Source organism: Pseudothermotoga hypogea DSM 11164 = NBRC 106472, assembly GCF_000816145.1.
Lineage (GTDB): Bacteria > Thermotogota > Thermotogae > Thermotogales > DSM-5069 > Pseudothermotoga_A > Pseudothermotoga_A hypogea.
In genome coordinates this window covers 500,852-513,099 of record NZ_CP007141.1, presented here as the reverse complement: position 1 = coordinate 513,099, position 12,248 = coordinate 500,852, and the positions used below count along the sequence as shown (strand labels likewise).

Here is a 12,248-nt window from a genome sequence, read left to right as displayed (position 1 = left end):
CTTCGAACTTTTCGGCGGTTTTGTGGTTTAATAGAATGGAATAAGAAGACCAGAAAAAGGCAGTTGACGAACGTGAGGTGGGTAGTAAAGCGAATAGACCAGGACGAGTTGAAGAGACTCGTTTCGGAGTTGGGCATCAGTGAATTCATAGCCAGATTGTTGATCAATCGCGGGATCAAGGACCCCGAAAAGGCGATCAAATTCCTCGACCCATCCAAGCATGATCTACACGATCCATTTCTCCTGAAGGACATGGACCGGGCGGTTCAAATTCTTTTGCGTGCGAGAGAACAAAGCGAAATCGTCCTTGTGTACGGTGACTACGATGTCGATGGTATCACCGGTGCTGCCGTGCTCAAAGAGTTTCTTCAGAGGCATGGCTGGAAGGTTGTCCACTACATTCCAAAACGCATAGATGAAGGCTATGGATTGCAACCTCAGGTGCTGGAAGCTTTCAGAAACGAAGGAGCGAAAGTACTCGTCACGGTCGATTGTGGAGTCACAGCCATTGACGCCGTACAGATCGCCAAGGCGATGGGCTACGACGTCGTGATCAGCGATCATCACGAAACGGCAGAGACTCTGCCATTGGCGGATGCCATACTCGATCCGAAGCGAAAAGACGACGAATATCCCTTCAAAGACCTCGCCGGTGTTGGAGTGGCCTTCAAGCTCATAAGCGCCGTGGCTTTGCAATTGTCTCTCGATGAGGAAGAGGTCTTTCGGTATCTGGACCTGGTCGCGCTCGGAACCGTGGCGGACATGGTGAAGCTGATCGATGAGAACAGGTTCATAGTCAAAGAAGGTTTGGAACGTATGAGGAAAACCGATAGACCGGGTCTTGCGCTGCTGCTGTCGAGGCTTCAGATAGTCGATCCTGATTCCAGAGACATAGGTTTTCGCGTCGCTCCCAAGATCAACGCCGCGGGTAGGCTCGATGCCGCGCACGACGCCTTCGACCTTTTGACGACGCGAGATCCCACGCTCGCATCACAGCTGATCGATGTTTTGTTCGAATACAACGCGACCAGACAGGAGATCGAATCTCAGATCTTCGAGAAAGCGGTGGAACAGATCGAGCGTGGAAACCTCGACAAACACCCCATCATCGTGGTGCGTGGGAGGGACTGGCACGTTGGAGTCATTGGAATTGTTGCGGCACGTCTGTGCCACAGGTACAACAAGCCTGTGATAGTCATATCCGAAGGTGACGAAGGCGCCAGGGCCTCCGCTCGAAGCGTCTCTGGAGTGAACCTGATAGACGTCCTTCAGCCTTTCTTGGAATACTTCGAAGAGTTTGGGGGTCATCCCCTCGCAGTTGGATTCAGTCTCGAACCTGAGAGTGTTGATCGTTTCATAGAAGCTCTGAGAAGTTACGATATCCCCCTGGACGATCAATCGGCCGTGCTCGAGGTCGATGCGATTCTGAGGCTCGAAGACATAAACGAGAACCTGATTAGAGAGCTTCAGAGGCTCGAACCTTTTGGTCATGGGAATCCAGAACCACTGTTCTTGTGCGAGGGAGTGAAAATTGAAGCGGCGAAGCTTTTTGGGCAGAATCAATCGAACGTCAGATTGATTGTGAGTTCGAACGGGAAGAGGTTCGAGGCAACAGGCTTCGGTGTGGGACATCTGTTCGAAATGAGTCTGTACGAGCCCACTGGAATGGACGTCGTGTTCACCATCAGGGGCAGGGTACCGACACTGTACGTTGTTGACGCCGAGGTGAACGAGAGAAAGCTGTCACTGGGACGTGTCACTCCTCAGGAACCGGAGCTCAGACACAGACTCAATCAGCTGGAACAGATCTTGGAAGAGCCGTTGACAAGAAACCTGTTCGTTTTCGATTTGAGGATGAGGAATGCGTTCTTCTACTGGCTGTTCACGACGAGGAAGGAAAGATGTGCCGTGATTTCACTGAACAACATTCTCTCGACACAGCTCTACCATACACTTCTCAGATACTTTGATCGCTCGATAGATTATCTCAACTCTCTGAACCAGCAAGTCAAGAACAATCATGCTCTGATGACGCTCAGTTACTTCCTGGCGAACTTGGATGAGGTGCTCAGAAGGTACGATCTGTTCATCATCAACGAGCTCGCGGTATTCGGAGAACTCAGAGAAGAGCCAGAGATCCTCTCTTTCTTTGACGTGGTCAGCAGGATGTCTGACAGGTTCTTAGCGGTCAGTGTGAAGAGGCCCGACTGGTTGTACGATCTTGCCATGGTTCTGAACCTTTCGCCCGCTTACGAAAGGCTCTGCAGGCCGACGTACGGTTTGCTCGATTCTGCCGGCCAGATAGAGGACGCCCTGAACGAGTCAAACTGTTTTCTCTTCTCGGACAACAAGAACCTCGCCAGGTTCTACAGGGATATTTCTGGCATGAACCAGAGTGTGGTGGTTTATTCTCACAGCATGAAGCTGAACCAGAGACTCTCGGCTTTGAGTGTTATCAGGAAGAAAAAACCTAAACTCTTGCTGAGCTCCACGAACACCGACGGTATTCCCAATTTGCTTGGAGAAGAAGCCCAGATAACTGTTTCGGACAGTCCTCTGACTCTCTTCGAGTTGCTCGACGCCGTTTCCTTCGATGGTACGTTCCAGATTTTGAATCTGACCTTCTCACGGGACGATGTTGTCAGAAGAAAGCTGGAAATAGAAGAACTGTTTCCTGACGTCGATTTCATCGAGAAGATCGTTCGTGATATCGGTCCGAGGGTACAGATTGCGGAATTTCTGGATCTTCTGGTTGAGCGAAACTATGCGAGGAATGGCTCTTACGCAAAGATAATGCTCCATGTGCTCGAAGAGCTTGGTGCCCGTCAACAGAATGGAAATCTGGATCTGTCCGGTATCGACACGCAGAGAAATTCACTGAGAATCGGTGAGGGCAAACTGGAGAGGCAATACTTCGAACGATTCGTCGAAAAATTCCTTCTCCAGAGAGCCAAAGGTATCTACAAGGCTTTATCCAACCCGCGGGTAGTGATATGAGTGTGAATCTCATCGCCATAGACTACGGGGAAAAAAGGTGTGGCATCGCTCTGGGAGGAAACGTCCCATCGAGGATCTTCACCGTGGAGAGATCGAAAGTCTTCGAGGTGCTGACCCGATACGATGCTTCGACCGTCGTCGTGGGGATGCCTCTGTCCATGAGCGGTCGATACTCTCGGCAAACTTTCGAATGTATCGCCTTTGCGGAGAAGATCAAAAAGAAATTTCGCAAGGAAGTCTTCCTCGTGGACGAGCGTCTGTCGAGTAGAATGTTCCAGGGAAGGGAAAACGTGGACGGTCTGAGCGCGGCCGAGATCTTTGAAAGGTTTGTCGCACATGGCACGGGTATATACAAGCTTCGTGAGCCAGAGAAGGTATACGATGAAACGATCGAAGAAGTCCATAGATGTCCAGGTAAGTTGCTCATCGCACATCTGTCCGACACGAGACTCTGCAGGGAGAACTGTGTTGTGCTCCAGGAAGAACCATATCACGCTTATCTTTTTCACAAAAGAGGCTGTCACGTCGAACGTGACGAAAGGTTCTTGGAACAATTTGCACCTTTTGATATCATTGTTACGAGGCGAGGATCAAACCTGGAAAGGTTCCTGAAATCTGGTGGACGAATGGTGTGCCTGTAGCTCAAACGGATAGAGCGCTGGACTCCGGATCCAGAGGTTGCGGGTTCGACTCCCGCCAGGCACGCCAGAGATTTTTTGAGAACGATAGGAGGTGTGCCCTTTGCCCAAGGGTGATCTTGGAATAGATCTTGGCACTGCAAGTTTCATAGTGTACCAACGAGGGAAAGGCATCGTGATATTCGAACCATCAGTGGTCGCCATATCCGAGAAGACCGGCGAGATCGTGGCCATCGGCGAGGAAGCCAAGAAGATGCTCGGCAGGACCCCAGAGTCTTTCAAAGCAGTTAAGCCGATGAAGGATGGGGTGATCGCCGATTACAAAGTGATAGAGGCGGTGATCAGGGAATTCATAAACAGGACGGTGAAAAAATCTCTCTTCTTCAAGCCTGAACTCGTGATAGGCATTCCAACGAAGGCCACGAGCGTTGAGCGGAGGGCCGTGTTTGAAGCGGCCCTGAACGCCGGCGCGAGGCAGGTGCACGTCGTCACCGAACCCATAGCCGCCGCTATAGGTGCTGGAATCGATGTGATGAAGTCTCAGGGTAGCATGATCGTGGACATAGGTGGTGGCACCACGGACATAGCCGTCATAAGCCTTGGAGGCGTCGTGGTGGGAGATTCCATCAAACTCGCTGGTAATGTGATGGATGAAGCTATCGTGAGATTCGTGAGAAGGAAACACGGTCTGGTCATCGGTGAGCCAACCGCTGAGCAGGTAAAGATAAAAATAGGAAAAGTGCACGCGAGCTTAGAATCGTATGAAATGGAGATCAAAGGGAGGGACGCCGTGACGGGCTTGCCGAGGACCGATCTGATCACGAGCGAAGATGTTATGGAAACGCTGAAGCCTTTAGTTGAAACGCTCATTGCAAGGATAAAGATGGTGCTCGAGAAGACCCCACCCGAGCTCGCGGCAGACATAATAGAGCGCGGCATCGTGCTAACGGGTGGAGGAGCACTCTTGAGAGGCCTGGACATGTTGATGGCCGAGGAGCTCGGTGTGAAAACCGTCGTTGCGGAAGATCCGATCACTTGCGTTGCGAAGGGAACAGGAATCTTGCTCGAAGATCCGAACCTTTTGAAGGCCGTCGCGGTGTCCTACGCGAGGTGATCGAATGGTAAGGGGTATCTACACGGCCGCAATGGGGATGCTTGTCGATTGGTTCAAGCTCGATTCGACGGCGAACAACCTGGCGAATGTGGACACGGTCGGTTACAAAAAAGACATTCCCACTTTCAGCGTTTACGATGAACGCCATGTTTACTCTTCGCTGAACAGGAAAGTTCCCATAGGCAACTTACCTTACAGCGTTGTGGTGGACAGAGTGTACCTCGACGCCACGGAAGGATCGTTGCAGTACACGGGCAATCCTCTCGATCTTGCGATCGTTGGGAACGGATATTTCTCAGTTCAGAGGAACAACGAAGTTCTCTACACGCGCGCGGGTAACTTCAAGCTCGACGCGGAAGGTTTCATCGTCAACGCTGACGGTTTCAGACTGCTCGATGTGAACAACGAACCGATACGTTTCGAAGATGGTTTTTCGATCGACGCGGAAGGTTACGTGAGAGATCACGCGGGTAACGTGGTGAGCAGGATCGCCGTGTACGGTTTCGCCTCACAGCAGAACTTGAAAAAGGTTGGCTATACACTCTTTTTGCCAACCGAAGAGAGTGGCCCAGCAGTTGCCGTAGAAGATTTTAGGATTCTTCCCGGATACGTCGAACTATCAAATGTGAACGCGGTGGCGGAGTTGGTCAAGATGGTCGAGCTGCAGAGACATTTCGAGATCACGCAGAAAATCGTACTCGCCGAAGATGAAATGCTGGCAAAACTGTTCTCCCAGCTCGCCACGCTCAGATGACGGAGGTGTTGAACCATGATGGTCTCGCTGTACTCTGCGGCAACGGGGATGTGGGCCCAGCAGTACAAACTCGATACAGTTTCTAACAACCTCGCGAACGTTGACACAACCGGTTACAAAAAGATCCGCGCCGAATTTCAAGACTTGGTCTATCAGTACTACAAGAACGCGGGAACTCCGACCGCTCAGAACTCGACGATCCCAACGGGAATCTATGTCGGACACGGCGTCAGATTGAGCGCAACGAACAGGATCTTCACCATAGGTAACCTTGAACAGACGGGCAACGCGCTCGATCTTGCAATCGCGGGAGATGGCTTTTTCCAGATTCAGCTTCAAGATGGGAGGATCGCGTACACCCGTGACGGAAGCTTCAAGATAGACAGCGATGGTAGGGTCGTCACCGCCAACGGGCTCACGCTGGTTCCGAACATCGTGATTCCTGCGGACGCCGTTTCGATAAACGTCTCTCCAGACGGCATCGTGTCGGCGGAGATGCAGGATGGGACTATCGAGAACCTTGGGACCATCACCTTGGTGCGCTTCGTCAATCCTGCGGGTTTGAAGGCCATAGGTGACAATCTGTACCTACAGACCGCTTCTTCCGGTGATCCGATCGAAGGTACGCCGAACCAAGATGGCTTCGGTGCGATCCAACAAGGTTTCCTCGAAAAATCCAACGTGGACGTCGTCAAGGAAATGGTCGACATGATCATCGCCCAGCGTGCCTACGAACTCAACGCGAGGACCATTCAGACTGCTGACGACATGCTCAGAACCGTCTCCACCTTGAAGAGATGATCTTGAGTGAGGTTTGAATGACGCCAGGCGTAGGGCCTGGCGTTTTTCATGAGAAAGTCATTATCCTGTTTCATTTCATCAGTGACCTCGTCCGTATACATATTAATGGGAGCGCTCCAAAGGGACGATAGAGGTTTGAAAGGGACACGATGTCTCGTAGATGGCCCTCATTCTAAGGTTTCGTGGGCGCTCCCAAAACCAACGAATAAAAAGGAAAGTGATGAAGCCACACCGAAGAAAATTGTCATGGAATCAAGTTCAATTGATCCAAACGGTTGAAAAAGTACAAAATTGCTCCTTCAAATCATCGAGCCCAGCGATGGAGAAAAAATCAACGGTTCTGTGAAAACAAGGCCCCGAGTGGGGCCTTTTTGTTTGTGAACGCTTTGCCGGCCCGATTGGGTCGGCTTTTCTCTTTGTGTTTTGGCACTCAAGAGCAAACTTGGTAAAATCGTCTTGGCTGAGACTTGGTTGGAGGTGATCTCATGTACGATGCGCTGATCATCGGTGCAGGACCTGGTGGTTATGTTGCTGCAATAAAGCTCGCTCAGCATGGAAAACGCGTGGCGGTCGTTGAAAAATCGTTCGTCGGAGGCACGTGTACGAACTGGGGCTGTATTCCCACCAAGGCTTTGCTGACCTCAGCCCACTTGCTGAGAAGCATAGTCGAGAAGGGTGCTGAACTTGGAGTTCTGGCAGAGAACGTGTCCTTTGACTTTTCGAAGATTAGGAGCCACATGAACAAGGTCGTGGTGGCCTCGAGAAGGGGCATAGAGTATCTCTTCAAGAAAAATGGAGTCGAGCTGATCAACGGAGAGGCAATCGTGGAGTCTCCCAATTCCGTGAGGGTGCAGGATAAAAAGCTCGAGGCCAAGCACCTCCTGATCGCCACAGGTTCGGTGCCCACGCTCTTTCCTCCGTTCAACGAAGTTCCTGGGATCTGGACCAGCGACGATGTTTTCAGGATGGAACGTCTTCCAGAAAGTGTTCTCATAGTCGGCGGAGGGGTCATCGGAGTGGAACTCGCAACATTCTTCTCGAGCTTGAACGTGAAGGTCATCGTCGTGGAACTTTTGGACCACATACTTCCCAACGAAGATGCTGACGCAGCGCAACTCGTCGCGAAGACTCTGAAAAAAAGAGGCGCTGAGATCTACGAATCGTCTAAAGTGACGTCCGTTCAACCTATCGAGAACGGCTACAGCTCGATCATCGAGACCAAGGAAGGTCAGCTCGAGAAGACCACCGAGAAGGTCATCGTCGCCGTGGGAAGAAAGCCAAAGATCAGTGACGATCTGAAGTCCATCGGACTTGCCATAGAGAGAGGTATCAAAACGGATGAGACGATGCTCACGAACCTTCCAAACATATACGCAGTTGGCGACGTGAGGGGCCAGATCATGCTCGCTCATGTGGCAATGTACGAAGCCGTCGTGGCAGCGGAAAACATCTGTGGAAAACCAACGAAGATGGACTATTCAGCCGTACCCAGTGTTATATTCAGCGAACCGGAAGTGGCGAGCGTGGGAGTCAAGGAGAAGGACGTCGATCCTTCGACGGTCAAAGTCTTTTCGTATCCACTGATGGCCAACGGTCGTGCCAGGACCATGCTCGAAAAAGAGGGTTTTGCCAAGTTCATAGCGGATGCGAAGACGGGAAAAATACTCGGTGCGACCATAGTTGGACCCTACGCTACGGAGCTCATAATGGAAGCCACGATCGCGGTCAGAAACGGCTTAACGGCGGAACAGCTTGAGAGGACCATCCATCCGCATCCGACGCTCAGCGAAACCTTGCTCGGCGCAATCGAAGGTGTCGTCGACAGACCGATTCATCTGTGAAAGGAGTTGAGAACTTGAGACGCATCTTCGAGCATCCAATTCTCAAGAGAGAAACGGCGCGTACGGTGAGGTTTTACTTCGAAGGCAGAGAACTCGAAGCTCTGGAAGGTGAAACCGTTGCGGCTGCGCTGATCGCCAATGGGATAGACGTGTTTGGTGAGACTGAGCATGCAAGACCGAGGGGCTTTTTCTGTGCGATCGGCAAATGCTCTTCGTGCTTGATGGTCGTCGACGGTGAACCCAACGTGAGGGTGTGTATCACACCAGTGAAAGAAGGCATGAAGGTTCAAAGGCAGTTCGGTCGGAGTGATGTGTCGTGGTGAGAACACAGTTGCTCGTCGTGGGTGGTGGACCCGCGGGTCTCTGCGGAGCGATAGAGGCTTCAAAGCGTGGTGTTGAGACCCTCATCGTAGACGAGGGCGTCGAACTTGGAGGACAGCTGGTCAAACAAACACACAAGTTTTTCGGTCATGAAGGTTTCTACGCCTCGGTGAGAGGTTTCGAAATAGCCAAGAAGTTGAAGGACCAGCTGAACGAACACGTCAAGATCATGCTACAGACCACCGTGACCGGCATCTACGAAGACGTCGTGGTACTGTATGATCGGCAGAACGACGTGACCCTCGAGGTGCAGGCCGATTACATCCTGCTCGCCACGGGTGCGTCGGAGAGATTCATACAGTTTGAAAATAACCACCTTCCAGGTGTCTACGGTGCGGGTGCGGTTCAGACGCTCATGAACCAGTTCATGGTTTTGCCTGGCAAAAGGTTTCTCATGGTTGGTTCTGGGAACATAGGTTTGATCGTTTCTTACCAACTGCTGCAAGCCGGCGCAGAGGTTGCCGCGATCGTCGAGATAGCCGACAAGGTCGGAGGCTACGACGTTCATCTGCGCAAAGTGAAGAGGTTCGGCATACCTATCCTGTTGAGACACACGATCAAGAAAGCGCTCGGACAGGAGAGAGTCACTGGAGCCGTCGTCGTTCAGGTCGATGAGAACTTTCAACCCATCGAAGGAACTGAAAAAGAGTTCGCGGTGGACGCGATATGTATCGCCACGGGTCTGGTTCCCTCCGTGGAACTCGCAGCGATGGCGAATGTGAAGATCGAATACGTTCCAGAGCTTGGAGGCTTCGTTCCGTACAGGGACCAGAACATGAGGACCAACGTCGAGCACGTCTTCATCGCTGGAGATCTTGCAGGAATCGAGGAAGCAACGACGGCGATGATCGAAGGGCGGATCGCGGGTTTGACGATCGCTCAGTTGATAAAAGAAATAGATTTGTCCAAAGAGATAGAGTCACTCCAAAAAGAACTCATCGAGTTCAGATCCGGTCCTTTCTCGGAAAAGGTGCGAAGAGGTCTTGCGAAATTCTTCCCTCAAAGGGTTGTCGAGTACTCACGTGAGCCACAGACCGACACAGGTCCAATTGGAAAACTCAGACCCGTCATAGAATGCTACGAAAACATCCCGTGTAATCCCTGTCAAACCTCCTGTCCGACAGGTGCCATCGAGGTGCCGAAGAACATAAACAGCCTTCCGAGGATAGACTACGAAAAGTGCACCGGTTGTGGTATCTGTGTTTCCAAATGTCCTGGTCTTGCGATCTTCATGGTTCAGGAGAACGTTGAACCGGGTTTCGATCTCGTGATCGTTCCTTACGAGATGCTCCCGTTGCCAGAGAAAGGAGAACGAGTCATCGCACTGGACAGAGACGGAAAATATGTTTGCGAGGCACAAGTGATCAAGATCGTTCGCTTCCCGCACAAGACCAATCTGGTCCATCTCAAAGTGCCTGCAGGTTTTGCCGCACAGGTCAGAAACTTTCGTGTGAAGAAGCGAGAGAGCGTCTTCGTGTGCAAGTGCGAAGAGGTGACACTCGAAGAGATCGAAAAGGCTATAGATTTGGGATTCACAGATTACGAAGAGCTGAGACGGTATTTGCGCGTCGGTATGGGCATGTGTGGTGGCAGAACGTGCCGGGCCTCGGTCCTGTCGATTCTGTCCCGAAGGTTGGGTAAATCGCCCGAGGAACTTTTGAAGGGTCATTTCAGGCCTCCCGTGATGCCCACCAAATTCGAATCGATCCTGAGGGGTGAATCGAATGAAAACTGAGTACAGAATAATCGTTGTGGGCGCTGGCATCGTGGGCTGTTCCATCGCATACCATCTGGCCAAGTTCGGCGAGAGCGATGTTTTGGTCCTCGAGAAGAACTACATAAGTTCAGGTTCCACGGGCAGGTGCGCTGGTGGGATCAGACAACAGTGGAGCTCTCCACACAACGTTCTGCTCGCCATGAGGAGCGTGAAGCTGTTCGAAAGAATGAGTGAAGAAACGGGCTTTGACATCGAATACAAACAGGGAGGCTATCTCGTACTTTCCTACGATGAACGGGAAGCCTCACAGTTCGAAGAAAACGTGAAGATGCAGAAAAATCTTGGCTTGAACGTGGAACTGCTCACGCCGAATCAAGTCAAACGACGGTTCGAATACGTGAACGTGGAAAAGGTTCTGCTCGCCACCTTCTGTCCGACTGACGGTCATGCCAACCCTCATCTGGCTAACTTCGCCTACGCACACGCTGCAAAGAGGTTGGGTGTGACGATCCTCACGCACACGGAGGTCCTTGCGATCGAACCGACGGGTTCAAAGTTCAAAGTTCACACCAGCAGGGGTCGGTTCGAATCGAAGATCCTTGTGAACGCCGCAGGAGCGTACGCCGGTCAAGTTGCCTCCATGCTGAACGTGAAACTCCCAGTCGAGAGCTACAGACACCAGATTTTGGTCACTGAACCTGTAAGGAACTTTTTCGATCCCATGCTCATAAGTTTCTCCGGCAATTTTTACATCAGACAGACGAAGCACGGCCACTTCATCATGGGCCAAGGTGATAAAGATGAAAGGCCTGGGTTGAACTACAACGTGACGTTCAGATTCGAGAAAGATTTGGCAAGAAAGATTTGCTGGTTGCTCCCATTCTTGCGAAAACTTCGCATAGTGCGTCATTGGTCGGGACACTACAACATGTCTCCGGACGCTCAACCCATCATTGGTGAGTCTGCTGAACTGGCGAACTTCTATTATGCCGTCGGTTTCAGTGGCCATGGTTTCATGCTCGCACCGGCCGTCGGCGAAGCTCTGGCGGAGAAGATACTCTTCGGTGAAACGAAGCACGTCAGCATCACAGAACTGAACGTCGACAGGTTCGAAAAATCCATTGTCAGAGAGACGAACGTGGTGTGATGGCATGAAGAAAATCGTTGCACTGTGTCTCTGGCTTTCACTCGGCATCGCCTTGAACTATCTGGTCTGGCTCGGTCCTGACTGGCTAAAGCTTTTCTTTCTTCCGAGCCACTTTGTCACAGCGCTAAGTGTTCTTTGTCACGGTTTCTCAACAGGTCTTTTCGTCGCGCTGATTTTGCCAAATCTCTGTTATGTCGCTCTGAGATCGTTCGCGCCATCGCTGCTGGCTCTGCACATGTTCGAACTTGCGTTTCTGGCCTTCGTTCTTTCAGTTCTCGATCGTCGTATGAAACAGAAAATGTCCGTCCTGTTTTCTTTTGTCATCACCTGGGCGGTTTCACGAACCGTTGAGCATATCTTTTTCCGTTCGATCGACCTGCGGCAGCTTTCATTTTTTCTGGTGGGATTGGCGTTGAACATTTTTTTGCTACCCGAGGTTAAAAAACTTCTGGTAAAATCGAATGGATTCGAAAGGAGGTAGTGAGGATGAACATACTCTACAGTGCTGCACCAGGTGCGACTGCACCGAGTGGAACCAGTACGGCAACGGGCTCAGGTTTCAGTTTCATCTTCCTTCTCGTCATGCTCTTCGCGATGTTCTACTTTCTCATCATCCTCCCACAGAGGAGGAGAGAAAAACAGTTCCAGCAGATGATCTCGCAGCTGAAACGTGGCGATACGGTCGTTACGGTCGGCGGCATCGTGGGTAAGGTCATCGATATCAAGAAAGATACAGTGAAGATCAAAACCGCAATGACCACCGAACTCGAGGTCACGAAACGCTCCATAGCTTCCGTGTTCAGGGAAAGGGAAGAGGAGCAGAAGGAACAGGAAAAGCAAGAATAAAAAGAGGGGGCT

The 12,248-nt window shown here is 51.4% G+C and carries 11 protein-coding genes and 1 tRNA gene; all 12 read left to right on the top strand.

What is annotated here, in order from left to right; all coding sequences use genetic code 11:
* Positions 1-72 precede the first annotated feature (72 nt).
* The 12 genes from recJ to yajC all read left to right on the top strand — a co-directional run bounded on the left by recJ (position 73) and on the right by yajC (position 12,236).
* Positions 73-2,997: a single-stranded-DNA-specific exonuclease RecJ gene (gene recJ / locus AJ81_RS02690; RefSeq protein ID WP_031503837.1), complete on the top strand. Its 2,925-nt coding sequence runs from the start codon at positions 73-75 to the stop codon at positions 2,995-2,997.
* Positions 2,994-3,638: a RuvX/YqgF family protein gene (locus tag AJ81_RS02685; RefSeq protein ID WP_031503836.1), complete on the top strand. Its 645-nt coding sequence runs from the start codon at positions 2,994-2,996 to the stop codon at positions 3,636-3,638. Before recJ ends, AJ81_RS02685 begins: the two co-directional genes overlap by 4 nt.
* Positions 3,629-3,705, top strand: a tRNA-Arg gene (locus AJ81_RS02680). Before AJ81_RS02685 ends, AJ81_RS02680 begins: the two co-directional genes overlap by 10 nt.
* Before the next feature lie 33 nt (positions 3,706-3,738).
* On the top strand, positions 3,739-4,749 hold the full coding sequence (mreB, locus tag AJ81_RS02675; protein ID WP_031503835.1) for a rod shape-determining protein: 1,011 nt from the start codon (positions 3,739-3,741) through the stop codon (positions 4,747-4,749).
* 4 nt (positions 4,750-4,753) lie between these two features.
* Complete coding sequence (locus tag AJ81_RS02670; RefSeq protein WP_031503834.1) at positions 4,754-5,503, top strand: flagellar hook-basal body protein; 750 nt, start codon at positions 4,754-4,756, stop codon at positions 5,501-5,503.
* A 15-nt stretch (positions 5,504-5,518) separates the two neighbouring features.
* On the top strand, positions 5,519-6,304 hold the full coding sequence (flgG, locus tag AJ81_RS02665; protein ID WP_031503832.1) for a flagellar basal-body rod protein FlgG: 786 nt from the start codon (positions 5,519-5,521) through the stop codon (positions 6,302-6,304).
* Between the two features lie 485 nt (positions 6,305-6,789).
* A complete protein-coding gene (lpdA, locus tag AJ81_RS02660; RefSeq protein ID WP_031503827.1) occupies positions 6,790-8,145 on the top strand; it encodes a dihydrolipoyl dehydrogenase in 1,356 nt (451 codons plus the stop codon).
* A 14-nt stretch (positions 8,146-8,159) separates the two neighbouring features.
* Positions 8,160-8,468: a (2Fe-2S)-binding protein gene (locus tag AJ81_RS02655; protein WP_031503824.1), complete on the top strand. Its 309-nt coding sequence runs from the start codon at positions 8,160-8,162 to the stop codon at positions 8,466-8,468.
* Positions 8,462-10,261: an FAD-dependent oxidoreductase gene (locus tag AJ81_RS02650; protein ID WP_031503822.1), complete on the top strand. Its 1,800-nt coding sequence runs from the start codon at positions 8,462-8,464 to the stop codon at positions 10,259-10,261. The genes AJ81_RS02655 and AJ81_RS02650 overlap by 7 nt, the downstream gene beginning before the upstream one ends.
* Positions 10,251-11,390 carry an NAD(P)/FAD-dependent oxidoreductase gene (locus tag AJ81_RS02645; protein ID WP_031503820.1) on the top strand — a complete coding sequence of 380 codons (1,140 nt, stop codon included), beginning with the start codon at positions 10,251-10,253 and terminating at the stop codon, positions 11,388-11,390. The genes AJ81_RS02650 and AJ81_RS02645 overlap by 11 nt, the downstream gene beginning before the upstream one ends.
* Before the next feature lie 4 nt (positions 11,391-11,394).
* The gene (locus tag AJ81_RS02640) at positions 11,395-11,871 is read left to right on the top strand and encodes a hypothetical protein (RefSeq protein ID WP_031503818.1); all 477 of its coding nucleotides are present in this window, start codon (positions 11,395-11,397) and stop codon (positions 11,869-11,871) included.
* A 5-nt stretch (positions 11,872-11,876) separates the two neighbouring features.
* Positions 11,877-12,236: a preprotein translocase subunit YajC gene (gene yajC / locus AJ81_RS02635; RefSeq protein ID WP_031503816.1), complete on the top strand. Its 360-nt coding sequence runs from the start codon at positions 11,877-11,879 to the stop codon at positions 12,234-12,236.
* Positions 12,237-12,248: the final 12 nt, after the last annotated feature.

What these genes read in the sequence shown, in the direction of transcription:
- AJ81_RS02685 (WP_031503836.1), top strand. Translation starts at nt 2,994, where the DNA reads ATGAGTGTGAATCTCATCGCCATAGACTACGGGGAAAAAAGGTGTGGC.
- AJ81_RS02645 (WP_031503820.1), top strand. Translation starts at nt 10,251, where the DNA reads ATGAAAACTGAGTACAGAATAATCGTTGTGGGCGCTGGCATCGTGGGC.
- lpdA (WP_031503827.1), top strand. Translation starts at nt 6,790, where the DNA reads ATGTACGATGCGCTGATCATCGGTGCAGGACCTGGTGGTTATGTTGCT.
- AJ81_RS02640 (WP_031503818.1), top strand. Translation starts at nt 11,395, where the DNA reads ATGAAGAAAATCGTTGCACTGTGTCTCTGGCTTTCACTCGGCATCGCC.
- AJ81_RS02670 (WP_031503834.1), top strand. Translation starts at nt 4,754, where the DNA reads ATGGTAAGGGGTATCTACACGGCCGCAATGGGGATGCTTGTCGATTGG.
- yajC (WP_031503816.1), top strand. Translation starts at nt 11,877, where the DNA reads ATGAACATACTCTACAGTGCTGCACCAGGTGCGACTGCACCGAGTGGA.
- flgG (WP_031503832.1), top strand. Translation starts at nt 5,519, where the DNA reads ATGATGGTCTCGCTGTACTCTGCGGCAACGGGGATGTGGGCCCAGCAG.